Here is a 25,961-nt window from a genome sequence, read left to right as displayed (position 1 = left end):
TTTCCCGTCACATTACAGCGCGGCAACGGAATGGAACGGGTTAGCGGATCATGGCAGGTTTCCTGACGGGACTGGTGAAGGGCTTCGGGCCGAAGCTGGCGATCGGGGCCGGATTGGGCGCTGCGGGCCTGCTGGTCGCGAGCAAAATCGACCGTCCGGCGGCGACTGAGGGAAAGACGGCGGAAGTCTCGCCCGAAGAAAAGAAGACGGCTGCCGTCGCCCTTGCCGGAACGAAACCCGCCGAACGCTCACGATCCCAGCCGATGACCGTCGATCCCCATGCACTTGTCGTGAAGCGCGTGCTCAAGATCGACGGGCCTTTCCGACATGGCGATTATGTCTGGGACGAAAGCGGCGCGCCGACCACCGGCCCGGTCATCATCACTATCGACCTCAAGGCGCAGACCCTGTCCGTGTTCCGCGGCGGCTATGAAATCGGGGCGGCGGTCATTCTTTACGGCGCGGATGACAAGCCCAGCCCGCTCGGCGCCTTTCCAATCACGGAAAAAGACGCGGACCATGTGTCGAACCTCTATGACGCGCCGATGCCCTATATGCTGCGGCTCACCAATGACGGAGTGGCGATCCACGGCAGCGACGTGCAGTGGGGCAATGCGACCCATGGCTGCATCGGCGTCCCCACGCCCTTTGCGAAGAAGCTGTTCGGAGCGACTAAATTAGGCGACATGGCGATCATCACCAACGGACGGATGCTGGACACCAGCCACGCCGACCCGGCCTGACGCTTTCGGAACAGGCTTCGCTCAGTCCGGCGCGCAGAGCGATTCGCCCGCGCGGTCCCGGGCAGCAAAGGCGGGCCCAGCCTGTCCTGCTATCCGGGGAAAGCTCACGCCTTCCAGCGAGCCGCGACCCTCGCAAAGGTCGGCGCATTTCATGTCGACGACGCCCGGCAAGGCGATCTGATCGCCATCATATTGCGCCACGATGATGCATTGGTCGCGCCCGCCGAAGCTGAGGACCAGCTTGTCGCCCGCCCTGCGGGCCGCGCCCTGTCCGTGGCAGCTCTGTTCGGCGCCGAAAATGGCCTCCAGCCCGAAATGCAGGGTTCCGTTGCGGCCTGGCACAATGCAGAGCATGTCGCGCCCCGCTTCATGCCGCTGTTGAAACAGGCCGACGGGGGATATCTTGCCGACATCGGCGACGACCCCGGATTCGATGGCAGCCCGTTCCAGACCAGAGGCGGAAGGAGTGTCCGCTCCGCCCCCCGCCTGATCCGGTCCAGCCGCCTGCTGGCAGGCCGCCAGCAAGAGTAGCAGGATCAGGCTAGTCCGCCGCATCGACCCTGCTGAGCCCCTCCGCGCTTATGCGGCGGAAAAAGCAGGTGCGCGCGCCTGTATGGCAGGTGGGACCGGCGGGCGTGGCCTTGATCCATACCGCGTCCTGATCGCAGTCGATGCGGAGATCGCAGACCTGCAACATGTTGCCGGACGTTTCCCCCTTCTTCCATAGCGACTGGCGGCTGCGGGACCAGAAATGGGCCAGGCCCGTTTCGATGGTGAGCGCCAGAGCCTGCGCGTTCATGTGCGCGACCATGAGCACATCGCCTGTGGCCACATCCGTCACCACCGCCGTGATGAGGCCGTTATCGTCATATTTGGGATTGAGGGTCAGGCCCTTGTCGCGCGCATCGTCCATGCGTTGCGCTATAAGAGGCGGAGCGCCGGATGCGAAGTCCCTTATCACAGGAGTCCGGGAGAAAATGGGGCGATCGACGGGATCCGAACCCGCGACCTCCGGTACCACAAACCGGCGCTCTAACCAACTGAGCTACGATCGCCACAGCGCCTTACGGCGTCGAGAGAGCGGCACATATGCGGCCCATTCCCCCTCGTCAAGCGAACAAATCCGCCTGGATGAAAGAAAAGGGAGGCCGGCATCATGCCCCTCCCCTTTCCACTTTCGGCATATGTTCGCATCCGGAAATTCGGGCGCGAACTCACTCTCCTGAAATGCTTCCGACCGCGACGCCGGCAATATATAAGACTTGGACGCTTCCCAAGGGAAACGCCCCGATCGTCAGTTGACCGCGTCCTTCAGGCCCTTGCCCGCCTTGAACTTGGGCTGAGCAGATGCCTTGATGGTCATGGTCTCGCCAGTGCGCGGATTACGGCCGGTCGAAGCCTTGCGTTGCGAAACGGAAAAAGTGCCAAAGCCGACCAGGCGCACTTCGTCGCCCTTCTTCAGTGCACCTGTGATAGCATCAAATACGCCTTCGACAGCCTTGCTGGCGTCGTTCTTGCTAAGACCGCTGCTTTCGGCAACCGCACTGATAAGATCCTGCTTGTTCATGCCTTGGGAACCCCCTTATAGCTGTTTGGTGACTTAGGAATCGCGGCGTATGGCGCGGCAATAAGGCCCAGCTTTCAGCGCCTGTCAAAGGGAAAGCGACAAACTACTCTGGTTCGCCGCATTTTTGCCCATTTCAGGACAAAAAAGCATAAAAATCAGTGCCCATTGCCGCCAATTCCCCTTGAATGCCCCTGTCAGTGCCGAAGCCCAGCATCTCCATCCCGGCCCGAAGTCGCGGGCGGTTGAGCGGCAAGGTCATCCTCTTCGGTCCATGTAATCGCTTCGGGAAGCGACACCAGCGCGCGGGCCAACACCTCATCCACATGGCTTACCGGCACGATTTCGAGTCCTTCACGGATATTGGCCGGGATTTCCGCCAGGTCCTTCTCATTTTCCTGCGGAATCAGCACGGTCTTGATGCCCCCGCGCAATGCGGCCAGCAGCTTTTCCTTCAGTCCGCCGATCGGCAGCACCCGGCCGCGCAGCGTGACTTCGCCGGTCATCGCCACGTCCTTGTGCACCGGGATGCCCGTCAATGTGCTGACGATGCAGGTAACCATGCCAATGCCCGCGGACGGACCGTCCTTCGGCACCGCCCCTTCGGGCAGATGGATGTGAATGTCCTTGCGATTGAAGATGCTGGGCTTGATCCCATAGCCGGGCGCGCGCGCCTTCACATAAGAAAAAGCCGCCTGAACCGATTCGTTCATGACATCGCCAAGCTTGCCCGTGGTTCTGATCAAGCCCTTGCCGGATACAGTCACCGCCTCAATCGTCAGCAGTTCGCCGCCCACTTCAGTCCAGGCAAGGCCGGTGACAGCCCCGATCTGATGCTCTTCCTCACCCACGCCATGACGGAATTTGCGAACACCCGCATAATCGGCAAGATTTTCAGGCGTTATGACGATCTTGCCATAAGCGCCCTCCAATATCTTCCGCAGCGCCTTGCGGGCGAGACGGGCAATTTCACGCTCCAGCGTGCGGACACCCGCCTCGCGGGTATAGTAGCGGATCAGATCGCGAACCGCATCTTCGGTGACTTCGAACTCACCTTCCTTGAGACCGTGCGCGTCGATCTGCTTGGACAGCAGGTGACGCTGGGCGATCTCCACCTTCTCATCCTCGGTATAGCCTTCCAGCCGGATGATCTCCATGCGGTCGAGCAAAGGTTGAGGCAAATTCAAGGAGTTGGCGGTCGTCACGAACATCACGTCTGAAAGATCGACGTCGATCTCCAGATAGTGATCCTGGAACTTGCTGTTCTGTTCCGGGTCAAGCACTTCCAGCAGGGCGGACGCGGGATCGCCCCGGAAATCCTGCCCCAGCTTGTCGATCTCGTCGAGCAGGAACAGCGGGTTCATCGTGCCCGCCTTCTTAAGATTCGTCACCACCTTGCCCGGCAGCGAGCCGATGTAGGTGCGGCGGTGGCCGCGAATTTCGGCCTCGTCCCGTACGCCGCCCAGCGACTGGCGCACGAACTCGCGGCCCGTCGCCTTGGCGATGGAACGGCCGAGCGACGTCTTGCCCACGCCCGGCGGGCCGACGAGGCACAGGATCGGGCCTTTGAGCTTGTTGGTGCGCGCCTGCACCGCGAGATATTCGATGATCCGGTCCTTGACCTTCTCCAGCGCGAAATGATCTTCATCCAGGATCGCCTGCGCGCGCTTGAGGTCGGTCTTGACCTTGCCCTTCTTGCCCCAAGGCAGGCCCAGCAGCACATCCAGATAATTACGGACGACCGTGGCCTCCGCCGACATGGGCTGCATCGCCTTGAGCTTCTTCAACTCGGCACTGGCCTTGGTCCGCGCTTCCTTGCTCAGCTTGGTCTTGGCGATCTTTTCCGCGAGTTCGGCAAGTTCGTCGCCTTCCTCACCTTCGCCGTTGCCCAGTTCGCGCTGAATCGCTTTCAATTGCTCATTGAGATAATATTCGCGCTGGGTCTTCTCCATCTGCCGCTTCACGCGGCCGCGAATTTTCTTTTCAACCTGAAGCACGCCAAGCTCGCCTTCCATGAAGGCGAACACCATTTCGAGACGCTTGACCGGATCAGCCTCGACCAGCAGCGATTGCTTGTCAGACACCTTGACGTTGATATTGGCAGCGACCGCATCGGCCAGACGGCCCGCATCCTCGATCTCGCGAAGCTGGACCGGGGTTTCAGCGGGAAGCTTCTTGTTGAGCTTCGCATAATTTTCGAATTGTTCGGCGACCGAACGCATCAGGGCTGCCGCTTCCGGCCCTTCCGCCGCCGCTTCCTCCACAGGAAGGATGGTAGCGGTCAGATAACCGTCAACCGAATCCATGGATTGAAGCTGGGCGCGATGCTTGCCTTCCACCAGCACGCGAACGGTGCCATCGGGCAGCTTGAGAAGCTGCAGCACCACGGCCACGACGCCCGTGTCATAAAGGGAATCCCTGCCCGGATCATCCTCCGCCGGGTCAAGCTGGGAAACGAGGAATATCTCCTTGTCGCCTTCCATCGCCGCTTCGAGCGCGGCCACGCTCTTGTCGCGTCCAACAAACAGCGGAACGATCATCTGCGGAAAAACGACGATGTCACGCAGGGGCAGAAGCGGATAGTTCGTAGTCATTCATTCTCCGGGATCTGCTTTCCAGATCCATATGCGATTCATCGTCTTTATGGGGACGACTATCGCACCAATCAATCGCCCCTGATGGGGACAACATAGTTAACGTCGAACAGGGACCATCGTTTTCGTTTCAAAACGGTAGTTTGAAACCCGGAGGAAGCGAAAGGCCGCTGGTCATCTTCGCCATTTCAGAAGAGCTGACCTCGTCCGCCTTCTTGCGCGCGTCGTTGAAGGCGGCCGTGACGAGATCCTCAAGCATCTGCTTTTCGGAGGGGGAAAGCAGGCTTTCGTCGATCGACACGCCGACAATGCGGCCTTTGGCGGATGCGCGCACCTTGACCAGGCCGCCGCCCGCCGCGCCTTCTACCTCAATCTTGTCGAGATTTTCCTGCGCGCGCTGCAATTCTTCCTGCACGCGATTGGCCATGCCCAATATTTCGTTGAGATCCTTCATGCCTCATGCACTCCATTGTTCGAGCTTTTCATCCAGCTCGGCATCGGGGAAGGCCGCCATTGCGGCCTTTACCACCGGGGTTTCCAGAATGACGGCGCGTTCTTCCGCCGCCTTGCGTTGTTCCTGCTCCAGCAAGGTGGGTGCAGCCGGTCCATCGCTTTGCGCGACACGCCATGCGACGCCCGTGACTTCGCGCAAGGCGGGCGTCAGGCGGGCGGTGAAGTCGGATGAGAGGGCTGGCGTGGCCTTGTAGTCGAGTTCGGGCGCGGCATAACGGACAAGGCCGACGCAATCGTGAAGCTCTTGCGCCAACTGACCTTTGCCGTGCTGCCAGAAGGCTTCGATCAGATCGTCGAAGCTGGCGGGTAGCTTTGTCGAAGAACCGGATGAGGATTCCAGGGATGCGGCGGGCCCGTTGGTCGCCACCGGCCCACCCTCGCGCAACATCCGCGCGATTTCGCCGGGGTCCGGCATCGTGGCGGCGTGCATCACGCGCAGCAATGCCATTTCGCAGCTTTCGATGGGGAGGATGGCGCTTGCCACCTCGTCATGCCCTTTGAGCAGAAGCTGCCACAGGCGATGGAGCGGCGCGAAACCGAGTTGCGAGGCCCATTCGGCAATGGCTTCCCGTTCCTCGACAGACTGGCCGGGGCTGGCGATGTCGCGCCCCGCCTTGACCAACGTGACGGCGTGGACCAGTTCCAGCAGTCCGCGCATGAGCGAGAGCGGCTCGACACCCAGAGCATATTGATCGCGGGCGGCAGCGAGCAGCGGCGCGGTTTCCCCCTCCAGCAAAAGGCCCAGAAGGCGGCGCACGGAGCCGCGATCGGAAAGGCCCAACATCTCGCGCACCTGCGCGGCGGTGACGAGCGGTGCGCCATCACCCATTTCGGCGTGGGCTATGGCTTGATCCAGGATCGACAGGCCATCGCGGGCGGAGCCTTCCGCCGCCTGCGCGATCAGAGCCAGCGCATCGGGTTCGGCCGCGACTTCTTCCGCCTCCACCACATGGGTGAAGTGGCTGGCGAGCAGATCGGCCGGAATGCGGCGCAGGTCGAACCGCTGGCAGCGCGAGAGGACCGTCACCGGCACCTTGTTCACTTCGGTCGTGGCGAAGAGGAATTTCACATGGGCCGGCGGTTCCTCCAGCGTCTTGAGGAGCGCGTTGAACGCGTTCTTCGAGAGCATGTGGACTTCGTCGATGATGTAGACCTTGTAGCGCGCGGAGACGGCGGAATAACGCACGGCCTCGATGATCTCGCGCACGTCGTCGACGCCGGTATGGCTGGCGGCGTCCATTTCGATGACGTCGATGTGGCGCCCTTCGGCAATCGCCTTGCAGGGTTCGCAGACGCCGCAGGGATCGATGGTGGGACCGCCCTGCCCGTCCGGGCCGATGCAGTTCAGCGCCTTGGCGATGAGGCGCGCGGTCGACGTCTTGCCCACCCCGCGCACGCCCGTCATCAGGAAGGCATGAGCCAGTCGCCCACGCTTGATGGCGTTGCCTAGCGTCTGAACCATGGCGTCCTGCCCGATCAGCTCATGGAAACTGCGCGGGCGGTATTTGCGCGCAAGAACGCGATAGGGCTGGGGGGAATCGGACATGGGGCGCAATCTAGCGGCTTGGAACGATACTGTCGAAGCCGCAAAAGCCTCTTGGGATTATGATCGCACGACCATGGAGGAGGGTGGGAGCCGGAACGACCCGTGACGAAATCGTTGTGGCTGCTTCCGTCAGGACCTGACCAGGTTGGCGACGATCACGTCCGCCCGACTCCCGGCGCGGCATATGGCGAAGTGCGCCGGGTATGGCAAGGGGTGGAAAGAAGGCGGCGCGGTCATTCCGGCCCGCTGCGCTTGGCCTGCGCGACGAAATCCAGCGCGGACGCAGCCGTTTCGGCAATCGCGGCTTCGGCCTTCGCTTCATCCACGGTCGGACGGTCGAGGTATATCGCCAGCAGATATTCCGCGCCCGTGGGCGATTTGACGAGCGCCACGTCATTATAGGCCGTGCCGCAGCTTCCGGTCTTGCTGCCCGATGTCCATCCTTCCGGCAGGCCCGCCTTTATCCGATGATCGCCGGTCTTGCTCTGGTCGAGCCAGCTCCGCAGTTTCTCGGCGCTTTCCGGTTTCATGTCCTTGAACAGCAGGCGCGCCATCAGTCCCGCCATCGCCGCCGGGCTGGTCGTGTCGCGAGGATCGCCCGCTTCATTCTCATTGAGGTCCGGTTCCTTGCGGTCGAGACGCGAAAGGCTGTCGCCATGGGCGCGGAAGAAGGCCGTCAGCCCCTCTGGCCCACCGATCATGGGCAGCAGCAGATTGGCGGCGCTGTTGTCGCTGACTTCCACGGCCGCCGCCGCCAGTTCCTCCATCGACAGGCGGCCGCGTTTCAGATTCTGCTTCACGACCGGAGCATGGGAAAGAAGGTCGTCCTTCGTGAGGGACACCTGTCCTTCCAGTCCGAACTTGCCGCCTTCCGCGCCCAACAGGATGGCGGCTGCCAAGGGCGCCTTGAAGGTCGAGCACATGGCGAAGCGATCGTCACGGTTGAAGCCAAGGATGAGCGCGCCCGAACTGTCGACCAACGCAACGCCCAGGCGGCCGCCCGTTTCCTCCTCGATCATCTTGGGATTGCGGACGGTTTTCAGCGCGGATTCGGGAATCACATAACGCGGCGCAGGCGGCATCAGCGAAGGTCGTTCGCTGTCCTGTGCAAGAGAGGGAGCGGCGGCGAGCAACGCGCAAGCCGTCAGCAACGCAAGGCGCATCGGATGTTTCATGGCAATTCTCACATACCCTGCATGTTGTAGGTTTCGGGCGGAATACGGACAGTCAGGCTTTCCAGCGCCGCATCCAGCACGATCTGGCAGGAAAGCCGGCTGGTGCGCGTCGCGGAAGCGGCAAGGTCAAGCATGTCCTCCTCCTCCTCCGTCGCCCGGGGGAGTCTGGAAAAATCGGCGGCGTCGACGATCACATGACAGGTGGAGCAGGCCATTTGCCCTTCGCAAGTGCCTTCAAGCGGCTGCCCGGCCGCCTGCGCGACGTTCAGAAGGACCGAGCCGGCGGGCGCGTCAACCTCCTGCCTGCTTTCGCCATCGGCGCTGATGAAGGTTACCCTGGTCATAGGTGCGACGCTCCCTTATCGCGGCGCGCCTTGCATGCCCGCCGCCTTATTGATCACCTGTGCAGCATCCTCCAATTCGGCCTGTGTCGTATAACGGCCAAAGCCGATCCGCACCGATCCCCGCGCCTGCCTGTCCGAAAGACCGAGCGAGCGCAGCACATGGCTAGGCCGACCCGACCCGCTCGCGCAAGCGCTGCCGAGCGAAAAAGCGACATTGCGGCAATCGGACAACAGGCGCGAGCCATCGATTCCATCACGCCGCAGGTTGAGATTGCCATGATAGCGCCGGTCGGCGTCGCCGTTGAGCGCCCAGTTGCTGAACAGCGTCCGCGCCCGTTGCCAAAGCGATTCGACATGGGCGCGATCCGTGTCGGCACGTTCCCGCATCAACCGGGCCGCCATGCCGAGGCCAGCGCAAAGCGCGGGAGAGAGTGTCCCGGATCGCAATCCCCCTTCCTGCCTACCCCCGTGGATGAGCGGGCGGAGGGTCATGCCGTCCCTGATCCAGAGCGCGCCGATCCCCTTGGGGCCGTGGATCTTGTGGCCGCTGATAGCGATCATGTCGCAGGATGGAGGGATGGGGACGCGGCCATAGCCTTGCACGGCGTCGCACAGGAACAGGGCTCCGGCGGCGTGGGCAAGTTCCGCGAGGACCTCGACGGGCTGAACGACGCCAATCTCATTATTGACCAGCATCGCCGCGACCAGCGCGACGCCGGGCGCGATCGCCTGCCTCGCGGCGTCCATATCGACCAGACCGCCCGGTCCCACCGGCAGGACCGTGACCTCACGCCCGTCCCGCGCCAGAGCATCGACCGTATCCAGCACCGCGGCATGTTCCGTCGCGATGGTGACAATGCGGCCGGCCCCTATGCCCTGAATGGCCATGTTCAGCGCTTCAGTCGCGCCGGAGGTGAAGAGCAGGCGGCCATCGGGTGGGAGTAATCGCATCACCTCCTCGCGAGCGACATCTATCTGCGCGGCAGCGGCGCGGCCGAGGCGATGAGCGCTGTGGGGGTTTGCGAACTGGTCGCGCAATAACGGCGCCATGACGTCAAAGACTTCGGGCGCGGGTGGGGTTGTGGCCTGATAATCGAGATAGATGGTCATGACCGCGCACGCTCCGCCATGGCGGTCCATTGCATGAGGAAGCGGTCTATGTCTGCCTCCCCGGTGGTGGGGCCGAAGCTGACGCGGACCACCTCACCCGCCGCCGTTTCGTCATAGTCCATGGCGCGCAAGACGTGGCTGGTCTTGAGCGAACCGGAGGAGCAGGCGCTGCCCGCAGACACCGAAATGCCTGCAAGGTCGAACTGGATAAGCTGAGCGCGGGCCGACAGACCGGGCATCCGGTAGCTGGCGATGGAGGCGATGCGCGAGGCGTTGCGGGCGATGACTTGCCCTCCCGCCCCCTCGATCCCGGCATCCAGCCGGGCGCGCAATTGCCTCGCGGCAGGGAGCCAGTCGCCGCGCGCCTCCAGCGCGGCAGCCATGGCGAGGATGCCGGGGAGGTTTTCCGTTCCCGCCCTGTAGCCCTGTTCCTGCCCGCCGCTTGGCTCCAGCAACGCCAGATCGCGGATCAGCAATGCGCCCATGCCCGGAGGCCCACCGAATTTATGCGCGCTGATCGCGATCATGTCAGCATCTGGCAGGGGCAGCTTGCCCGCGCTTTGCGCGCAATCGACGAAGAGCAGACCGGTATCGCGCCCGATCCGGTCGAGCGGCTGGATCACGCCGGTTTCATTATTGACGTGCTGGATGGCGAGGATCGGGCTGGATCGCCCTTCGACAAGCCCAGGAGGCAGGGAGGCCGTGTCAACGATGCCATTGGCATCCACCGCCATCCGTTCCGCCAGCGGCGTCACGCGCAGCACGGCATCATGTTCGACGGGGGACGTGAGAACGCACTTTGCCTTTGCCCGGGTCAGGCCGATGGCGATCGCTTCGCTGGCGCCGGAGGTGAAGATGACGTGGCCATCCCAGCCGAGCGCGCCCGCGATCCGCCGCCGCGCATCCTCCAGTGCGGCGCGGGCGGCGCGGCCGTCGCCATGGGGACTGGACGGATTGGCCCATCGCTCCAGCCCTTCGATCATCGCGGCTTTCGCCTCCGCCAGCATTGGCGTGGTTGCGGCATGATCCAGATAGAGACGGTCGGCGGCCAAGGGGGATACTCATTGATTGCGGAAATGGTCGCGCCCTCTATATAGGCTGTCTGCGGCGCAGCGCCAGCAAAGGCTTGTCCGCGTCCCACGCATCCATCAGCCGCCCGGCGGCCATAACGATAACAGGTGCCATGCCCGACGTAATTTTCCCCGGACCCGAAGGTCGCCTTGAGGGTCGTTTCAGCCCTCCGCCCCGCCCCCGCGCGCCTGTCGCGATGATCCTGCATCCCCACCCGCAGGGCGGCGGCACGATGAACGACCGCATCACGCAGGCGCTCTACAAGACGTTCGTGAAGCGGGGCTTTGCCGTCCTGCGCTTCAATTTCCGTGGCGTGGGCCGCAGCCAGGGCACGTTCGACAATGGCATCGGCGAACTGTCCGACGCCGCCGCGGCGCTCGATTGGGTGCAGAGCTTCCATCCCGAGGCGCAGACGACCTGGATCGCGGGCTTTTCCTTCGGCGCGTGGATCGGGATGCAGTTGCTGATGCGGCGGCCGGAGATTCGCGGCTTCATCTCGGTCGCGCCGCCGGCCAATATGTATGACTTCTCGTTCCTGGCCCCCTGCCCCGCTTCCGGCATCATCGTGCAGGGAACGGCGGACGAAGTAGTGACCGCCAGCGCCGTGCAGAAGCTGGTCGACAAGCTGCGGACCCAGAAGGGCATCACCATTCATCATGACGAAATCCGTGGCGCGAACCATTTTTTCGAGCATGAACTGGATCAGCTCATGAAGTCGGTCGACAATTATCTGGACATGCGCTTGTCGCCGGATTCGCCCATTCGCTGAGACCCGCACTGGCCAGAATGTGAAGGGGCTGCCGTCGGGTGGCCCCTTTTTCTATTGGCCGCGCCAGCCGGATCAGCGGCTGGCATTTTCCAGACCGGGCAGATCCGGTCCCGGAATGGCGGAGATCGCGACATTGGCGAACATGACGATGCCCGCGACAATCATCAGCACGCCCCGCTTCCGGTCGCGCTTCTTCACGATGGCGTAGATGCCTCCGCTGGTCAGGAGAACCCCCGCCAGCATCAAAATGGATAAAATCGTGCCTGCCATGGAAAGGGCCATAAGCATGGCGGTGGACTGTGGCAATCCGCCGCCGCTCCGCCTAAGAGGCGCGTGAAACGAATCACCCGAGCGGTGAAGGGATATATCCGATGAAAATCGCCATTGCTTCCGATCATGCCGCTGTCGATCTGAAGGCGGAACTCGCGGAATGGCTGCGCGCCGAGGGGCATCAGGTGGACGACCTTGGCCCTGCGACCGCCGACCGGGTCGACTATCCCGACTATGGCTACAAGCTGGCGTCGGCCGTGGCATCCGGCTCTGCCGAGCGGGGCATCGCGCTTTGCGGCTCCGGCATCGGCATTTCCATCGCGGTCAACCGCAATCCCGCCTGTCGCTGCGCGCTGGTCGGGGAACCGCTTTCCGCAGCCCTGGCGCGCGAGCATAATGACGCCAATGTCCTCGCCATGGGCGCGCGCCTGACCGGCGTCGACATGGCAAAGGCCTGCGTCACCGCTTTTCTGACTACCGATTTCGGCGGCGGGCGCCATGCCGGCCGCGTCGATAAACTGTCCCAGCCCGCGCTCTGAAAGGACTTGAGATGAGCACAGCAACCCTCACCCAGCCTGACCTGTCCGACATCCGTTCGGAAGGCTATTTCACGCGCAGCCTGGCCAATGCCGATCCGGCGGTATTCGCGGGCGTCACCCACGAACTGAAGCGCGAACAGAACCAGATAGAGCTGATCGCATCGGAAAATATCGTCAGCAAGGCGGTGCTGGAAGCGCAAGGATCGGTATTCACCAACAAGTATGCGGAAGGCTATCCGGGCAAGCGCTACTATCAGGGTTGCGCCCCTTCGGATGAGGTGGAGCAGCTTGCAATCGACCGCGCGAAGCAGCTTTTCAACTGCGGTTTCGTCAATGTGCAGCCCCATTCGGGCGCGCAGGCCAATGGCGCGGTGATGCTGGCGCTGACCAAGCCGGGCGACACGATCATGGGGCTGTCGCTGGACGCGGGCGGCCATCTGACCCACGGCGCAAAGCCCGCCATGTCAGGCAAATGGTATAATGCCGTGCAATATGGCGTGCGTGAGGACACACACCTGATCGACTATGACGTGGTCGAAGCGATGGCGGTGGAAAGCAAGCCGACAATCATCATCGCGGGAGGCAGCGCCTATCCGCGCCATATCGACTTCGCCCGGTTCCGGGCCATCGCGGACAAGGTAGGCGCGCTGTTCATGGTGGACATGGCGCACTTCGCCGGTCTGGTGGCGGGCGGCGCGCATCCAACGCCCTTCGGCCATGCCCATGTCGTCACCACCACTACGCACAAGACGCTGCGCGGGCCGCGCGGCGGCATGATCCTGACCGATGACGAAGCCATCGCGAAGAAGATCAATTCGGCGGTATTCCCCGGCTTGCAGGGCGGTCCGCTGATGCATGTCATCGCGGCGAAGGCTGTGGCTTTCGGCGAAGCGTTGCGGCCTGAGTTCAAGACATACGCCCAGGCCATCGTCACCAACGCCAAGGCGCTGGCCGGTAAGCTGGAACAGCGTGGGCTGGCCGTGGTTTCGGGCGGCACGGATACACATCTGGCGCTGATCGACCTGCGGCCCTACGGCATTTCAGGCAAGGACGCGGACGAAGCGCTGGAGCGCAGCTTCATCACCTGCAACAAGAATGGCGTGCCGGGTGATCCCCTGCCCCCGACCAAGACGAGCGGCATCCGCGTGGGTTCGCCCGCGGGCACGACGCGCGGGTTCGGCGTGGCGGAGTTCGAGGCGATCGGCGACATGATCGCCGATGTGCTCGAAGGGCTGCGCGACAAGGGAGAGGCTGGCGATGCGGCAGTCGAGGCCAATGTGCGCGAGCGCGTTTCGGCGCTCACCGCCCGCTTCCCGATCTATGCGGATTAACCCAGGAGCATTCGTGTCAAACCCTTCGACTGCCTGCAAAGGCAGGCGGTCAGGACAGGCCGAGACGCGGCAAGCGCCAAGCGTTTTTCGACAAGCGCGAAACGAACGGAGTTTGTGAATGCGTTGCCCTTTCTGCTCGCATGAAGACAGTCAGGTAAAGGACAGCCGCCCCACGGAGGATGGCAACGCCATTCGCCGTCGGCGGCAGTGCGAAGCTTGCGGCGCGCGCTTCACAACCTTCGAGCGGATACAGTTGCGCGACATCTGGGTGATGAAGAGCGAGGGGCGCAAGGAAGCGTTCGACCGCGACAAGCTGGCGCGATCCATCGACATCGCCTGCCGCAAAAGGCCGATTGACCCAAGCCGTCTGGAAAAGCTGATTTCCGGCATTCAGCGCCAGTTGGAAACCAGCGGCGACAGCGAAATCCCCGCCCGCTCCATCGGCGAGATGGTCATGCAGGGGCTGAAACGGCTCGACAGCGTGGCCTATATCCGTTTCGCCAGCGTCTATAAGGACTTCACCGACGCGCGGGATTTCGAGGATTTTGCCAGTACCGTGAAGGAAGTCGGGAGTGAGTGAGGTGACGACATCTACACTCTTTCCGTTCACCCTGAGCGGAGTCGAAGGGCAAGGTCGAGCGAAGCGAGACTGTTGAACCGCAATGGGATTTTACGCCTATATCCTGCGATGTTCGGACGGTTCCTATTATACGGGCCACACCGATGATCTCGAAAAGCGTCTGGGTCAGCACCAATCCGGCGAGATCAAGGGTTATACGTTGGACCGCCGTCCCGTAGAAATTTTGTGGTCCGCACAATTTGAAACTCGCGCCGAAGCGCTTGCCAGCGAACTCCAGATCAAGAGCTGGTCGCGCAAGAAGAAGGAGGCGTTGATTGCAGGGAACTGGGAAAAATTGAAGAAGGCGGCCGTTTCACATACTTCGCCAGCGCTCAGCAGCGCCCTTCGACTTCGCTCAGGGCGAACGGAGGAAAGCAATGACAAGCACACTGAAAATAGCCCTGCGGCCTCCCCCGTCATCGTCCTTGTCCGTCCGCAGCTAGGCGAGAATATCGGCAAGGCGGCGCGGGCCATGCTGAACTTTGGTTTGACGGAGATGCGGCTGGTATCTCCGCGTGACGGCTGGCCCAATCCCGATGCGGGGCCTTCGGCGGCGGGCGCGGACATCGTGCTCGACAAGGCCATGGTTTTCGAAAATCTGGCCGACGCCGTATCCGATTGCGCGCATGTCTATGCGACGACGGTCCGCAAGCGCGGCGTGACCAAGCCGGTCGTGACGCCAGAGGAAGCGGCGCGGGAAATTCATGCCGCGCAGGGGCGCTGCGCCTATGTCTTCGGACCGGAGCGTTCGGGGCTGGAAACGGAGGACGTGGCGTTGGCCCGCAAGATCCTGACCGTGCCGATCAATCCGGAGTTCGGGTCGCTCAATCTGGCGCAGGCCGTGATATTATGCGCCTATGAATGGTCGAAGCAGGCTGCGCTGGAGCAGCCGACCGTGGTCGATCTGGGCGAACCGGCTCCGCAGATGGAGCTTGAAGGGATGATCGCGCAGTTTGAAGCACTGCTCGACAAGGCGGGCTATTTCTTCCCGCCCGACCGTGCGCCCGCGACCAAGCGGACGCTGCGGAACCTGCTCACCAAGCCAGGCTGGAACCATCTGGAGGTGCGGACCCTGCGCGGCGTACTGTCCGCGCTCGGCAATCCACGGGAGCGTTAGCCTTTCAGGCGGTCGAACTCGTCCATCTCATAAGCGATGGAAGCTTCGACAAGCTGATCCCACAGCGCCGCAACCGCATCGCCGGGCGCGCCCAGTCTTTCCGCTTCGTCGCGGGCGTTGGCGATGACCAGCGCCTTGCGTTCTTCGTCGCGGACGTGCCCGCGTTCCGGCTTGATCCGGGCGGCGGCGCGCATATGGGCGAAGCGCTGGGCAAGCAGCGCCACGATCTGCCGGTCGATTTCATCCACGCCGGCGCGGACCTGCGCCATGGTCGTATAGCTTTCGGGGTTCATGGGCAGGCTGCCTAAGCCCAGAGCGGCGCCCTGTCGAGGGTTGACATCATCCGCCCCCTTCTTCATAGGCGCGCCTTCGCGATTGGTCCCGCATCCCGGTGAAGCGGTGGCCCTGCCCCTTTTTTGAGGCAAGCAGGCGACGACCGGGAATAACGTTGTTAGCGATTGTAAGGAATTATCTATGACGAAGCGCACCAGCGCCAAGTACAAGCTCGACCGCCGCATGGGCGAGAACATCTGGGGTCGCCCGAAGAGCCCGGTCAACAAGCGTGAATATGGCCCCGGCCAGCACGGCCAGCGTCGCAAAGGCAAGATGTCCGACTATGGCATTCAGCTGCGCGCCAAGCAGAAGCTGAAGGGCTATTACGGCGACATCACCGAAAAGCAGTTCAAGAAGAACTATATCGAAGCCGCCCGCATGAAGGGCGACACCGGCCAGAACCTGATCGGCCTGCTGGAGCGCCGCCTGGACGCGGTCGTCTATCGCGCCAAGTTCGCGCCGACCATCTTCTCGGCCCGCCAGATCGTTTCGCACGGCCACATCTATGTGAACGGCGTGAAGTGCAACATCGCGTCGCGTCTGGTGAAGCCGGGCGACGAAATCACTCTGGGCAAGAAGGCGCAGGAAATGGCGCTGGTTCTGGAAGCGCAGAGCCTGCCCGAGCGCGACATTCCCGACTATGTCGCCCCTGACGGCGCCGCCAAGGTCAGCTATGTCCGCGTTCCAACGCTGGACGAGGTGCCCTATCCGGTGAAGATGGAACCCAATCTGGTCGTCGAATTCTATTCGCGCTGATCGGTTTCCCGACAGTTCAAATTCATGGAAGGGCGGCCTTTGGGTCGCCCTTTCTTTTTCGCGCAACAATCTTGCGCGTCATGGCAACGGCTGGCATCACGCACCTATCACAATCTTGCGAGGGTTTTGTCATGCGTTGCTCTCTGGCGGCTTTGGTCGCAGTCCTTGCCCTTCCCTCCCTTTCGATCAGCCCACCCGGCCACGCCGCGACACCCGCAAAAACCGGGAAGGCGGCGGCGCAGCCGTCCCTCGACACCATGAAGCGGCTGGTGAAGGAATTATCCTCCGATGCGTTCGAGGGCCGCGCCCCCGGCACGGTGGGCGAGGAAAAAACGCTGGCTCTGCTGTCAGACGCATTCGGGAAGCTTGGTCTCCAACCCGGCAACAAGGGCAGTTGGTTCCAGGATGTGCCGCTGGTCGAGATTTCGGCGAAGAATGTGTCGGCGCTGTCCTTCACTGGCGGCAACAGCGCCGTTTCGGCCGCCTATGGCCCCGAAATGGTGGTCGCCACCTATCGCACGACCCAGCCGCATGTCGAGGTGAAGGATAGTCCGGTCGTGTTCGTCGGTTATGGCATCAACGCCCCGGAGAAGGGCTGGAACGATTATGCCGGGCTGGATGTGAAGGGAAAGACCGTCATCATTCTGGTCAATGATCCCGACTATGAGATGACAGGGCTGGATGGACCGTTCAACGGCCGAGCCATGACCTATTATGGCCGCTGGACCTACAAGTTCGAGGAGGCCGCGCGACAGGGCGCCACAGCGGCGATCATCGTCCATGATACAGTGCCCGCGGCCTACGGCTGGAATGTCGTGCAGTCGAGCTGGACCGGCGCGCAGCAAGTCGCCGACAACGCGAACGGCAACGCCGACCAGTCCGCCGCGATCGGCTGGATACAGAAGGACAAGGCGGTTGCTTTGATGACCAGTGCTGGCCTTGATCTCGATACGCTGATGGCGCAGGCGAAGAAACCGGGCTTCAAGGCAGTTCCCCTGAAGGGCGTCAAGGCGTCCCTCTCCTTCGACAATGACCTTCGCAAGCATATGTCGAAGAATGTCGTCGCCCTGCTGCCCGGCAAGACGCGGCCCGATGAATATGTGCTCTACAGCGCGCATTGGGACCATCTGGGCCGCTGTCAGGCCGCGCCGGACGGTGACGACATCTGCAATGGCGCGGTCGACAATGCGACCGGCACGGCGGCGCTTGTAGCGTTGGCGGAGGCGAATGTGAAAGCAGGGCCGACCGATCGCAGTCAGGTATTCCTGGCCGTGACGGGGGAGGAATCGGGGCTGCTGGGGTCGGCCTATTATGGCGATCACCCCGTCTTTCCGCTTGGGAAGACGGTTGGCGGCGTCAACATGGACGCGCTCAGCATGGCGGGACCGGCGAAGAATGTGGTCGTGATCGGCAAGGGCAAGTCGGACCTCGACGCCTATCTGAACCGAGCATTGGCGACACAAGGCCGGGTTGCCACCGTCGAGCCGACGCCGGAAAAGGGCTTCTATTATCGTTCCGACCATTTCAGCTTTGCCAAGCATGGCGTCCCGATGCTCTATTTTGAAGGCGGCGAGGATCTGGTGAAGGGCGGGACGGCTGCGGGCATGGCCGCGGCGGAGGATTATACCGAACATCGCTATCACGGTCCCAAGGATGAATATGATCCCCATTGGGACTGGAGCGGCGTGGAAGCCGACCTTCAGCTCTACTTCGATGTCGGCCGGGCGCTCGCCAATACAGCGGACTGGCCCAATTGGGTGGCAGGTGACGAGTTCCGCGCCATCCGCGACAAAAGCCGCGCCGGGCAATAAGCATCAGGGGGAGCGTCCCGTGAAATGACGCTCCCCCTTTTCCGCTGCTGCTGCTAAGGGGCCGCCGACAATTCCCCCGAAAGGACAGTGATGAGCTTCCGAATGCCTGCCGAATGGGCGCCACATGACTGGGTATGGATCGGCTTTCCGACCAATCCCGCCGAATGGCCCGGCGCTTTCGACGGAGCGCGGCGGCAGATCGCCGACTTCGCCAATGCCGTTCACGCGGACGGACGCGGCGAGGAAGTCCGGCTGGTCGTCGCCGATGAGGCCGATGCTGACTTCGCCCGGAAGCTGGTCCATCCGGGCGTCACCATCATCGTGCAGAAGCTGGGCGATGTGTGGCTGCGCGACACGGCGCCGATTGCCGTGTCCAACGGACACGTCCGCGCGCTGGTCGATTTCGGCTTCAACGGCTGGGGCGGCAAATATCAGATGGACGGCGACGAGGATATCGGTGCGCGGCTGGCCGCCACGACCGATTGGCCCACCGACACGCAACATTGGGTGTTAGAGGGCGGCGCGATCGACACCGACGGCAGCGGCCTTTTCGTAACCACCGAGCAATGCCTGCTCAACCCCAATCGCAACCCGGACCTTGACCGGGGTAAGATCGAAACGCTGCTGGCCGGCTCGCTGGGCCTGTCGGATATGTTGTGGCTGGGCGATGGCCTGAAAAACGATCACACGGACGGACATGTGGACAATCTGGCGCGCTTCGTCGCGTCGGGCGTGCTGGCACTGCCGGAGCCCTATGGCCAGGACGATCCCAACGCCGCCATATATGCCGATGCCAAAGCGCGGGCCCAGGCGCATGGCGTGGAAATCGCCCCCATCCCCTCCCCCGGCCGGATCACAGTGGATGGGGAGGCCATTCCGGCGAGCTATATGAATTTCTACATCGGCAACGCCGCCGTCATCGTGCCCATCTATGCCAGCGCAAACGATCAGGCGGCGCTGGATGCGCTGCGCCCCTTCTTTCCGGGCCGGGATATTGTCGGCCTGCCCAGCGACGCCATATTGTCAGGCGGCGGCAGTTTTCACTGCACCAGCCAACAGATGCCGTCGGCCTGATCGAAGCCGCATATCCGCATTTCTGACGGAGCAAGACATTGACACAGCTTACCGTTGCCGCGCTTCAGCTCGCCTTTTCCGACGACATGGCGAACAATATCGACATGGTCGCCGCGCATGTGGGCAAGGCTGCGGCGCGCGGCGCGAAGATCGTCCTGCCGCCCGAATTGTTCGAAGGCCCCTATTTCTGCAAGGTCGAGGACGAAGCCCTCTTCGCGAATGCACAGCCGCTCAATAGCCATCCCGCCGTGCAGGAAATGCGGAAGGTGGCGAAGGCATGCGGTGTCTATATCCCAACCAGTTTCTTTGAACGGGATGGGCAGCATTATTACAACAGCCTTGCCATGATCGACGATCAGGGAGAGGTCATGGGCGTCTATCGCAAGAGCCATATTCCCGACGGGCCGGGATATGAGGAGAAATATTATTTCCGCCCCGGCAATAGCGGATTCAAGGTGTGGGAGACGCGCTATGGCACCATCGGCATCGGGATATGCTGGGACCAATGGTATCCCGAAACGGCGCGGGTGATGGCGCTGATGGGCGCGGAGATGCTGTTCTATCCCACCGCTATCGGCTCGGAGCCCTATGATGCCGATCTCGACACCAGCCGCATGTGGCGGCGCGCGATGATCGGCCACGCCGTCAGCAATTGCATGCCCGTCATCGCCGCCAACCGGATCGGCGAGGAAGATGGGCAGACATTTTACGGTCATAGTTTCATCACGGATGAATGGGGCGATTTCGCCGCGGAAGCCGGGGCGCGGGATAGTGGCGCGCTGGTCGCCACGCTCGATCTGGAGCGAGCACGCAAGCATCGGGCGGGCATGGGGTTTTTCCGGGACCGCCGCCCGGAACTTTACGCCCGCATAGCCCAGGATATCTGAACGTCAGTTACGGGCCAATTCCACCGCCCGCGCGAACACCGCTTCGAACATCTCGGCGGTGAGCCGCCCCGTATTCTGATTATATCGGGAGCAATGATAGCTATCGATCAGAATACGGCCATCGGGCATTCTATGTTCGGCCAGATGCCCAAAACGCGCCTTTGGCAATTTGCCTCCCAAGATTTTCACCGCCGACTGATGGGCGATCTGGCCCAGCGCGATGAAGGTGCGCGCCTTTGGCAAGGCTGCCACGCCCTCCGCCAAAAAGGGACGGCAATTGTGGATTTCAACCGGGAGCGGTTTGTTCTGGGGAGGAAGGCATTTGACCGAATTGATGATGATGATGTCACGCAGAACCAGCCCGTCATCCGGCCGCGCCATATAATGGCCCTCAGCCAGGCCAAATTTCGCCAGCGTGGCGAACAGAAGATCCCCTGCATAATCGCCTGTAAAGGGGCGCCCCGTGCGGTTGGCTCCATGCTTTCCGGGCGCAAGGCCAATGATCGCGATTCGCGCATCGGGATCGCCAAAGGCAGGCACCGGCGCATTCCACCAATCCGGATGTTCCGCGCGGCAAGCCTCCCGCAACTCCACGAGCCGGGGACAGCGTGGACAATCATGAAGCGGTTCGCTTTGGGGGAGAGGGCTTTCCAGCATCTTGGGAAGCAGATAGGCGTTTAGAGATGCCGGGCACAAGCCATCTTCATTCCTATGCGCTTTCCCTAGGGTCCAATCGGCCATTGTCGGGGAATCGCCCTCCCGCGCAGCTTCTCTCTAACGCGATGGAGCGGCTCGCGGACATCGGGCGAACGCAGCTTGTCTCCCCCTTTTTCACGACACCCCCGCTCGGGCCGTCGCGCCGTGTTTTCACCAATGCCGCCCTGCTGCTGGAAACCGCTTTGTCACCCGAAGAACTGCTGCGGGAATTGCAGAAGATCGAACGCGCATTGGGCCGCCGCCGATTCCGCCGATGGGGCGCGCGGTCCATGGACATCGACATCATCCTATGGTCAGGGGGCCGCTGGGAGAGCCCGTCCCTCTCCATTCCCCATCCCGCCTTCCGGGACCGGGACTTCGTTCTGAAGCCTCTCTTGAGCGTCGTTCCAAAATGGCGTGATCCTCTGTCGGGCTTTACCATCCGGCAGCTTCGCGCCCGCCTCCTGAAAGCAAAGACAAAAGATGCGGCAAGAGGTTGACCATCCGCATCAGCCTCACTAGTGCGGGCCAACCTCATTCGGGGGCCCTTAGCTCAGTCGGTAGAGCAACTGACTTTTAATCAGTAGGTCGCTGGTTCGAACCCAGCAGGGCTCACCATTTTCGGGCTTTTCAAACACGATAGCTGAAATGATCGGCAGGCGCGCAGCGGCAGCCTGACTCGAAGTCCGTTTGGTGGATGCAGCCTTCAAAACCTCTTTTCGGCGGCAGCGCTCGCCGGGCAGGTGGAATTTTTTCCAGGCCCCGGAATTTTTGCGTCCGCGCATCCGTAAGCACCTCAGAAACAGGAGGTGACCATGCTGCCATAGCACTGGGCGGCGGTGCGATACGTGAACATGAAGCATGTCTTTTCATATGATTCCGGCGATGATCGCTTTGAGCCGGCCCCCGCCCGCCATGGGGAAATTCTCTTCCTCTTCATCGGGGGAATGCATCAGCCTCTCCATCTCGCGCCAGTCGCGGCGGCCATGGCGCGACTCTATCCCGACGTACAGGTCACTTGCCTCTATCGCGATCAGGAAACAGGTGAGATGCTGGCAGAGGTACGCCGTTCGATGCGAGCCTGGTCGATGGCGATTGCAGCATCGTCGCCGCCCCGATGGAGCGGAGCGATAGGCCGCTGGCTGCACCGGCCCTCCATCGAGAAATTGCCGTTGCTGTTCGGGATTGCACGGCGCCATCGCGATGTTCGCGCCATTGTCGTTCCCGAACGGACCTCCACCCACCTTCGCAAAATGGGAATGGCCGACACCCCCCTCATTCATTTCCGGCATGGCGCAGGGGACCGGGCGCCCCGTTCCGAGCATCGACTGAAGAGCTTCGACCTTATCGTCGTGCCCGGCGAGAAGGATATCGATCGCGCGATCAGGCAGCAAAACATAGAGCCGGAGCGCCTGCGGCAATGCGGCTATGTGAAGCTCGATTACCTCGCGCAGTTGCGTGGAAGGGAACGGCCTCGCCTGTTCTCCGATCAACGCCCAATCGTGCTTTACAACCCGCATTTCGATCCGCGGATTTCCTCCTGGCATGATGCCCGCGAAGTGATCGAGATATTTGCCCGACAGGACAGATATAATCTGATCGTGGCGCCTCATATCCGCATTAGCGAACAACTGTCCGCGCGGGAAATCGCGGATTGGAAAGCGCTGGCCGTTCCCGGCCGGATCATCGTCGACCTCCATTCCCGTAACATGGTCGATATGAGCTATGTGCAAGCCTCCGACATCTATCTGGGCGATGTATCCAGCCAGCTATACGAGTTCCTTTACAAGCCGCGGCCCGCCACCTTCCTCAACAGCCATCAGGTCGATTGGGCCGACGATCCCCGCTATGCGGGATGGCGACTTGGCGCGGTGACGAACCATGTGGCAGATGTCATTTCTGCGGTGGATCGGGCGGTTGCCGGGCAGGCGGAGCAGATCGAGAGCCAGAAGGCTGCCGTTAGGGAGGCGTTCGGCGACTGGCAGGGCGCTTGCGTGAGAGGAGCCGAGATCGTCGGGGCGTTCCTTGGCCTTGATGAGGATCGGTAACCGTCTCTCCCACCGGAATGCGGCGCTTCTTCACGGACAAGCGCAAATTGGACACGACATAGCAAAAGTTGGATTGACCCGTTTAATCTCTATGTCATAAGTAGAGATAGCTCATGAGGACGCGGTTGGCCGCCGCGATCCGGTTCGCCGAGCATCGGCCCGCGGCTTTTGAAGGGATGCAGCTTGCTCCGCGTCAACAACGGCTAAAGCGCACGATGCTAAGGCGACCACGCCAGGGATCGTGTTCCCCCCGTTCCAGTTGGGGAAATGACGATGCACAAACTCTTAAATCAAATGGGAAACGCAGCCACGCCGACAGGCGGGCGTAGCGGTTAACGGAAGCATGGCGCACGGCCCCGAAAGGCCGCCGCCTGTTCCTCAAAACAAGCCATTCCACGTCACGGCCTGACCGCGACGCAGGGCGCACCATGTCCGCATGAACAATCGCAAGGCGCCGCGGCGCTGAGCGAAGTCTTTCTCATGCCCAACGGCACCCGGCCGATCACCGGACGGCTTGTCCTTGCTCCGCGCTTTTTGAGCGAGCTGCGGCGGCGGTTTTCGGCGTGCCCATAACATGACAAAATCTCAGGGAAAAACAGTGATCCAACATACTAAAACAAAGGGAAATTCCGTCGCGGTCCGGCAAGTACTGCTAACGGGCGCGGCCTTTGCGGGCTTGCTCGCCGCAGCGCCCGCATGGGCTGAATCGGCCGCCGATAACGCCCCGGCCCTCGTCGATGCGCTTGCCGCCGATGCCGCTGGAGAGATCGTCGTGACCGCCCGCCATCGTGACGAAGACGCACAGGATGTGCCTATCGCGCTGAGTGTCGTCAGCAGCGAAACCCTGGCGAACACGGGTAATTTCACGCTCGGTCAAGTCCAGCAGCTCGTGCCCAGCCTTCAGGTGTTCAGCTTCAACCCGCGCAATACCAATGTGAACATACGAGGCCTTGGTTCGAACGTCGCGCTTACCAATGACGGCCTCGAAAATGGCGTCGGCTTCTATGTCGACAATGTCTATTACGGGCGGCCCGGCCAATCGCAGTTCGATCTGGTCGATCTGGCGCAGATCGAAGTGCTGCGGGGACCGCAGGGCACACTGTTCGGCAAGAACACCACCGCCGGCGCGATCAATATCACGACAAAGGCTCCGACCTTCGATCCCGAATTTTTCGGCGAGGCAACGCTGGGCACCTATGGCTATCATCAGGTCAAGGGGTCAGTTTCCGCGCCGATCATAGCGGACAAGGTCGCTTTCCGCCTCAGTGTCGCCGACACGCATCGCGACGGCTTCCTCACCAATATTTATGATGGGTCCAAAGCGCAGGACTACGATAATTTCTCGGTCCGGGGCCAATTGCTTGTCACACCGTCCGAAGACCTCTCCATCAAGATCATCGGAGACTATTCGCACCAGAAGCAGCATTTCGCGCTCAACATCCCGGTCGCCTATTTCTCATCCTACGACAGCGGCGTGGCCGTTCCCAACAATTTCCTGCAACGCGCGGCCCGGGCTGGCTATACGCCGCTGCCTGCCGATCCCTTTGCCCGACGCGGCGATTCCGATGGGCATTATCAGGCCTTCATGAAGGGTTATGGCGTGTCGGGCCAGATCGATTGGGACCTGGGCCCGGTCGCGCTGACATCCATCACCGCCTATCGCTGGTGGGACTGGGACCCGGCCAATGACGGCGATTCCACCAGCCTGCCGGTTATAACCAAGGCGCAGCAGGCGAACCGCCAGCGCCAGTTCAGCCAGGAAATCCGCCTCGCCTCGACAGGCAAGAACACGATCGACTGGGTCGTGGGCGCCTATTATTTCTGGCAGATCGTCCGCGGCTATGGCGCGTCGGCCTACGGATCGGCGGCCGCCAACTGGAACTTCCCGCCGCCCGGGGTGGCTGGCGCCACCGATCCGGTTATCGCCGAAGCGGCCCTGAACGGGTTCGAGGCGCGCTCGACCTCCACGCCGCGAACCAAAAGCTATGCGCTGTTCGGGCAGGCGAACTGGAATATCAGCGACCGGCTGAGCCTTACCGGCGGTCTGCGCTATACCTACGAAAAGAAGGACGGAGAATATGATCAATATTGGTATGCCGGAGACGATCTTTCCGGGCTGACCGATGCTCAGGCGGCAGCTGCCCGCGCCCTACGCACCCGATTCAACCCCGTCACCAACTATTCCGTCAACCTGACTGACAACAGTGTTTCGGGCCTCGCAACGCTGAGCTGGAAGATTACGGACGATGTGATGCTCTATGGCTCCTACTCGCGGGGCAACAAGTCGGGCGGCCTGAACCTTACAACCCTGCCACCGGGCGCCACGGCTGAGGTGAAGCCGGAAAAGGTCGACAATTTCGAGATCGGCCTAAAAAGCCAATTCCTCGACCGCAGCCTGACCATCAACGCGGCGGGTTTCTGGACTGAGGTCAGTGATTATCAGACCGCCATCACCGTGATCCCGGCGTCCGGGCCTGTCATTCAATATATCTCCAACATCCCCAAGGTGCGCTCGCGGGGCGTCGAAGCCGACCTCAGCTACGCGCCCGCCAAGTGGATCACCTTTTCGGCCGCAGGTTCCTATGTGGAGGCCACCTATCGCGGCTACGCCAATGCGCCCAACAAGCAGGAGAACAACCCCGTCGTGACCCCCGGAGATCCCACGTCGGGGCCGACCCAGGATCTGACCGGGGTGCAACTCGGCGGCGTTCCCAAATTCACTTATACGCTGGGCCTCGACCTCTCCCGGCCGCTCACCGAATGGGAAGGCAGGCGCGTCGAGATTTACGGCCATGCCGACTTCTCTCATCGGTCGGGCTTCAACACATCGTCGACCGACAGCCGCTATGCCGACGTCCCCGGCTATGGCCTGTTGAACGCGCGCATCGGCCTGCGCGTCGATGATGGCCTCTGGGACATATCGCTCTGGGCGCGAAACCTTACCGACAAGGATTATTTCCAAGCCCTGTCCCCCGGCGCCTTTGGTCTTGTCACCGGCACGATCGGCGATCCGCGCACGATCGGCGTCACCGTCCGCACGAAATTATGAGG

Annotated in this window: 26 protein-coding genes, 2 tRNA genes and 1 other RNA gene; 14 read left to right on the top strand and 15 right to left on the bottom strand. The window is 62.1% G+C overall.

Annotated elements, in window-relative coordinates; translation table 11 throughout:
- Window positions 1-50: 50 nt before the first annotated feature.
- Window positions 51-743, top strand: coding sequence for a L,D-transpeptidase family protein (locus tag ATN00_RS13425; RefSeq protein WP_062065478.1), 693 nt, complete (start codon window positions 51-53; stop codon window positions 741-743).
- 21 nt (window positions 744-764) lie between these two features.
- Here ATN00_RS13425 and ATN00_RS13420 read toward each other — a convergent pair whose 3' ends face one another.
- The 12 genes from ATN00_RS13420 to ATN00_RS13365 form a co-directional block, all read right to left on the bottom strand.
- The gene (locus ATN00_RS13420) at window positions 765-1,298 is read right to left on the bottom strand and encodes a hypothetical protein (protein WP_062065475.1); all 534 of its coding nucleotides are present in this window, start codon (window positions 1,296-1,298) and stop codon (window positions 765-767) included.
- Window positions 1,285-1,656 carry a phosphoribosyl-AMP cyclohydrolase gene (hisI, locus tag ATN00_RS13415; protein WP_062065472.1) on the bottom strand — a complete coding sequence of 124 codons (372 nt, stop codon included), beginning with the start codon at window positions 1,654-1,656 and terminating at the stop codon, window positions 1,285-1,287. Before hisI ends, ATN00_RS13420 begins: the two co-directional genes overlap by 14 nt.
- Before the next feature lie 65 nt (window positions 1,657-1,721).
- Window positions 1,722-1,798 (bottom strand) — tRNA-His (locus tag ATN00_RS13410).
- A 239-nt stretch (window positions 1,799-2,037) separates the two neighbouring features.
- Entirely contained in the window at window positions 2,038-2,310 is a 273-nt protein-coding gene (locus ATN00_RS13405; protein ID WP_062065469.1) for an HU family DNA-binding protein, read from the bottom strand.
- A gap of 194 nt (window positions 2,311-2,504) precedes the next feature.
- Window positions 2,505-4,901, bottom strand: coding sequence for an endopeptidase La (gene lon / locus ATN00_RS13400; RefSeq protein WP_062065466.1), 2,397 nt, complete (start codon window positions 4,899-4,901; stop codon window positions 2,505-2,507).
- A gap of 130 nt (window positions 4,902-5,031) precedes the next feature.
- On the bottom strand, window positions 5,032-5,355 hold the full coding sequence (locus ATN00_RS13395) for a YbaB/EbfC family nucleoid-associated protein (protein ID WP_062065463.1): 324 nt from the start codon (window positions 5,353-5,355) through the stop codon (window positions 5,032-5,034).
- A gap of 3 nt (window positions 5,356-5,358) precedes the next feature.
- Window positions 5,359-6,960: a DNA polymerase III subunit gamma/tau gene (locus ATN00_RS13390; protein WP_062065460.1), complete on the bottom strand. Its 1,602-nt coding sequence runs from the start codon at window positions 6,958-6,960 to the stop codon at window positions 5,359-5,361.
- 79 nt (window positions 6,961-7,039) lie between these two features.
- Window positions 7,040-7,137: signal recognition particle sRNA small type (gene ffs / locus ATN00_RS13385), an RNA gene on the bottom strand.
- 56 nt (window positions 7,138-7,193) lie between these two features.
- A complete protein-coding gene (gene blaSGM / locus ATN00_RS13380; RefSeq protein WP_062065457.1) occupies window positions 7,194-8,123 on the bottom strand; it encodes an SGM family class A beta-lactamase in 930 nt (309 codons plus the stop codon).
- 20 nt (window positions 8,124-8,143) lie between these two features.
- Window positions 8,144-8,479, bottom strand: coding sequence for a 2Fe-2S iron-sulfur cluster-binding protein (locus ATN00_RS13375; RefSeq protein ID WP_062065455.1), 336 nt, complete (start codon window positions 8,477-8,479; stop codon window positions 8,144-8,146).
- 15 nt (window positions 8,480-8,494) lie between these two features.
- Complete coding sequence (locus tag ATN00_RS13370; protein WP_062065452.1) at window positions 8,495-9,619, bottom strand: cysteine desulfurase family protein; 1,125 nt, start codon at window positions 9,617-9,619, stop codon at window positions 8,495-8,497.
- Window positions 9,586-10,641 (bottom strand): cysteine desulfurase family protein, encoded by a 1,056-nt coding sequence (locus ATN00_RS13365; protein ID WP_062065449.1) that lies wholly within the window; start codon window positions 10,639-10,641, stop codon window positions 9,586-9,588. Before ATN00_RS13365 ends, ATN00_RS13370 begins: the two co-directional genes overlap by 34 nt.
- Window positions 10,642-10,772: 131 nt before the next feature.
- Between ATN00_RS13365 and ATN00_RS13360 the strand changes: the two genes are divergently transcribed.
- Window positions 10,773-11,429, top strand: a complete 657-nt coding sequence (locus ATN00_RS13360; RefSeq protein ID WP_062065446.1) for an alpha/beta hydrolase — start codon at window positions 10,773-10,775, stop codon at window positions 11,427-11,429.
- Window positions 11,430-11,501: 72 nt separating this feature from the next.
- Here ATN00_RS13360 and ATN00_RS13355 read toward each other — a convergent pair whose 3' ends face one another.
- The gene (locus ATN00_RS13355) at window positions 11,502-11,699 is read right to left on the bottom strand and encodes a hypothetical protein (RefSeq protein WP_062068802.1); all 198 of its coding nucleotides are present in this window, start codon (window positions 11,697-11,699) and stop codon (window positions 11,502-11,504) included.
- Window positions 11,700-11,800: 101 nt separating this feature from the next.
- Here ATN00_RS13355 and rpiB point away from each other — a divergent pair, with 101 nt between their 5' ends.
- The 4 genes from rpiB to ATN00_RS13335 all read left to right on the top strand — a co-directional run bounded on the left by rpiB (window position 11,801) and on the right by ATN00_RS13335 (window position 15,305).
- Entirely contained in the window at window positions 11,801-12,238 is a 438-nt protein-coding gene (rpiB, locus tag ATN00_RS13350) for a ribose 5-phosphate isomerase B (protein WP_062065443.1), read from the top strand.
- Window positions 12,239-12,249: 11 nt separating this feature from the next.
- Window positions 12,250-13,569: a serine hydroxymethyltransferase gene (gene glyA, locus ATN00_RS13345; protein WP_062065440.1), complete on the top strand. Its 1,320-nt coding sequence runs from the start codon at window positions 12,250-12,252 to the stop codon at window positions 13,567-13,569.
- Between the two features lie 118 nt (window positions 13,570-13,687).
- Window positions 13,688-14,149, top strand: a complete 462-nt coding sequence (gene nrdR, locus ATN00_RS13340) for a transcriptional regulator NrdR (RefSeq protein ID WP_062065437.1) — start codon at window positions 13,688-13,690, stop codon at window positions 14,147-14,149.
- Window positions 14,150-14,231: 82 nt separating this feature from the next.
- Window positions 14,232-15,305 (top strand): TrmH family RNA methyltransferase, encoded by a 1,074-nt coding sequence (locus tag ATN00_RS13335; RefSeq protein WP_082635210.1) that lies wholly within the window; start codon window positions 14,232-14,234, stop codon window positions 15,303-15,305.
- Here ATN00_RS13335 and ATN00_RS13330 read toward each other — a convergent pair.
- Window positions 15,302-15,598 (bottom strand): chorismate mutase, encoded by a 297-nt coding sequence (locus ATN00_RS13330; protein ID WP_062068798.1) that lies wholly within the window; start codon window positions 15,596-15,598, stop codon window positions 15,302-15,304. The two genes, ATN00_RS13335 and ATN00_RS13330, sit on opposite strands and share 4 nt — an antisense overlap.
- 181 nt (window positions 15,599-15,779) lie before the next feature.
- On the opposite strand from ATN00_RS13330, the gene rpsD reads away from it, so the two are divergent.
- The 4 genes from rpsD (at window position 15,780) to aguB (ending at window position 20,166) form a co-directional block, all read left to right on the top strand.
- On the top strand, window positions 15,780-16,394 hold the full coding sequence (gene rpsD / locus ATN00_RS13325; protein ID WP_021246646.1) for a 30S ribosomal protein S4: 615 nt from the start codon (window positions 15,780-15,782) through the stop codon (window positions 16,392-16,394).
- Window positions 16,395-16,525: 131 nt separating this feature from the next.
- Window positions 16,526-18,205 carry a M28 family metallopeptidase gene (locus tag ATN00_RS13320; protein WP_062065435.1) on the top strand — a complete coding sequence of 560 codons (1,680 nt, stop codon included), beginning with the start codon at window positions 16,526-16,528 and terminating at the stop codon, window positions 18,203-18,205.
- Between the two features lie 90 nt (window positions 18,206-18,295).
- Window positions 18,296-19,279, top strand: coding sequence for an agmatine deiminase family protein (locus ATN00_RS13315; RefSeq protein ID WP_062065432.1), 984 nt, complete (start codon window positions 18,296-18,298; stop codon window positions 19,277-19,279).
- A gap of 38 nt (window positions 19,280-19,317) precedes the next feature.
- Window positions 19,318-20,166 carry an N-carbamoylputrescine amidase gene (gene aguB, locus ATN00_RS13310; protein ID WP_062065429.1) on the top strand — a complete coding sequence of 283 codons (849 nt, stop codon included), beginning with the start codon at window positions 19,318-19,320 and terminating at the stop codon, window positions 20,164-20,166.
- A 3-nt stretch (window positions 20,167-20,169) separates the two neighbouring features.
- Here aguB and ATN00_RS13305 read toward each other — a convergent pair whose 3' ends face one another.
- Window positions 20,170-20,823, bottom strand: a complete 654-nt coding sequence (locus ATN00_RS13305; RefSeq protein WP_062068796.1) for a uracil-DNA glycosylase — start codon at window positions 20,821-20,823, stop codon at window positions 20,170-20,172.
- A 26-nt stretch (window positions 20,824-20,849) separates the two neighbouring features.
- Here ATN00_RS13305 and folK point away from each other — a divergent pair, with 26 nt between their 5' ends.
- The 4 genes from folK (at window position 20,850) to ATN00_RS13285 (ending at window position 25,959) form a co-directional block, all read left to right on the top strand.
- Entirely contained in the window at window positions 20,850-21,362 is a 513-nt protein-coding gene (gene folK, locus ATN00_RS13300; protein WP_062065426.1) for a 2-amino-4-hydroxy-6-hydroxymethyldihydropteridine diphosphokinase, read from the top strand.
- A 42-nt stretch (window positions 21,363-21,404) separates the two neighbouring features.
- A tRNA-Lys gene (locus tag ATN00_RS13295) sits at window positions 21,405-21,480 on the top strand.
- Between the two features lie 230 nt (window positions 21,481-21,710).
- Window positions 21,711-22,910 carry a hypothetical protein gene (locus tag ATN00_RS13290; protein WP_475630837.1) on the top strand — a complete coding sequence of 400 codons (1,200 nt, stop codon included), beginning with the start codon at window positions 21,711-21,713 and terminating at the stop codon, window positions 22,908-22,910.
- A 598-nt stretch (window positions 22,911-23,508) separates the two neighbouring features.
- Window positions 23,509-25,959: a TonB-dependent receptor gene (locus ATN00_RS13285; RefSeq protein ID WP_231746276.1), complete on the top strand. Its 2,451-nt coding sequence runs from the start codon at window positions 23,509-23,511 to the stop codon at window positions 25,957-25,959.
- The last annotated feature ends 2 nt before the right edge of the window (window positions 25,960-25,961 follow it).

It is taken from the genome of Sphingobium baderi, from assembly GCF_001456115.1.
Lineage (GTDB): Bacteria > Pseudomonadota > Alphaproteobacteria > Sphingomonadales > Sphingomonadaceae > Sphingobium > Sphingobium baderi_A.
The sequence above is the reverse complement of the archived record's forward strand: the minus strand, read 5'-3'. Positions and strand labels throughout refer to the sequence as shown.

Coding starts and splice junctions, on each gene's coding strand:
- ATN00_RS13425 (WP_062065478.1), top strand. CDS start 51: ATGGCAGGTTTCCTGACGGGACTGGTGAAGGGCTTCGGGCCGAAGCTG.
- ATN00_RS13420 (WP_062065475.1), bottom strand. CDS start 1,298: ATGCGGCGGACTAGCCTGATCCTGCTACTCTTGCTGGCGGCCTGCCAG.
- hisI (WP_062065472.1), bottom strand. CDS start 1,656: ATGGACGATGCGCGCGACAAGGGCCTGACCCTCAATCCCAAATATGAC.
- ATN00_RS13405 (WP_062065469.1), bottom strand. CDS start 2,310: ATGAACAAGCAGGATCTTATCAGTGCGGTTGCCGAAAGCAGCGGTCTT.
- lon (WP_062065466.1), bottom strand. CDS start 4,901: ATGACTACGAACTATCCGCTTCTGCCCCTGCGTGACATCGTCGTTTTT.
- ATN00_RS13395 (WP_062065463.1), bottom strand. CDS start 5,355: ATGAAGGATCTCAACGAAATATTGGGCATGGCCAATCGCGTGCAGGAA.
- ATN00_RS13390 (WP_062065460.1), bottom strand. CDS start 6,960: ATGTCCGATTCCCCCCAGCCCTATCGCGTTCTTGCGCGCAAATACCGC.
- blaSGM (WP_062065457.1), bottom strand. CDS start 8,123: ATGCGCCTTGCGTTGCTGACGGCTTGCGCGTTGCTCGCCGCCGCTCCC.
- ATN00_RS13375 (WP_062065455.1), bottom strand. CDS start 8,479: ATGACCAGGGTAACCTTCATCAGCGCCGATGGCGAAAGCAGGCAGGAG.
- ATN00_RS13370 (WP_062065452.1), bottom strand. CDS start 9,619: ATGGACCGCCATGGCGGAGCGTGCGCGGTCATGACCATCTATCTCGAT.
- ATN00_RS13360 (WP_062065446.1), top strand. CDS start 10,773: ATGCCCGACGTAATTTTCCCCGGACCCGAAGGTCGCCTTGAGGGTCGT.
- ATN00_RS13355 (WP_062068802.1), bottom strand. CDS start 11,699: ATGGCAGGCACGATTTTATCCATTTTGATGCTGGCGGGGGTTCTCCTG.
- rpiB (WP_062065443.1), top strand. CDS start 11,801: ATGAAAATCGCCATTGCTTCCGATCATGCCGCTGTCGATCTGAAGGCG.
- glyA (WP_062065440.1), top strand. CDS start 12,250: ATGAGCACAGCAACCCTCACCCAGCCTGACCTGTCCGACATCCGTTCG.
- nrdR (WP_062065437.1), top strand. CDS start 13,688: ATGCGTTGCCCTTTCTGCTCGCATGAAGACAGTCAGGTAAAGGACAGC.
- ATN00_RS13335 (WP_082635210.1), top strand. CDS start 14,232: ATGGGATTTTACGCCTATATCCTGCGATGTTCGGACGGTTCCTATTAT.
- ATN00_RS13330 (WP_062068798.1), bottom strand. CDS start 15,598: ATGAACCCCGAAAGCTATACGACCATGGCGCAGGTCCGCGCCGGCGTG.
- rpsD (WP_021246646.1), top strand. CDS start 15,780: ATGACGAAGCGCACCAGCGCCAAGTACAAGCTCGACCGCCGCATGGGC.
- ATN00_RS13320 (WP_062065435.1), top strand. CDS start 16,526: ATGCGTTGCTCTCTGGCGGCTTTGGTCGCAGTCCTTGCCCTTCCCTCC.
- ATN00_RS13315 (WP_062065432.1), top strand. CDS start 18,296: ATGAGCTTCCGAATGCCTGCCGAATGGGCGCCACATGACTGGGTATGG.
- ATN00_RS13305 (WP_062068796.1), bottom strand. CDS start 20,823: ATGCTGGAAAGCCCTCTCCCCCAAAGCGAACCGCTTCATGATTGTCCA.
- folK (WP_062065426.1), top strand. CDS start 20,850: ATGCCGGGCACAAGCCATCTTCATTCCTATGCGCTTTCCCTAGGGTCC.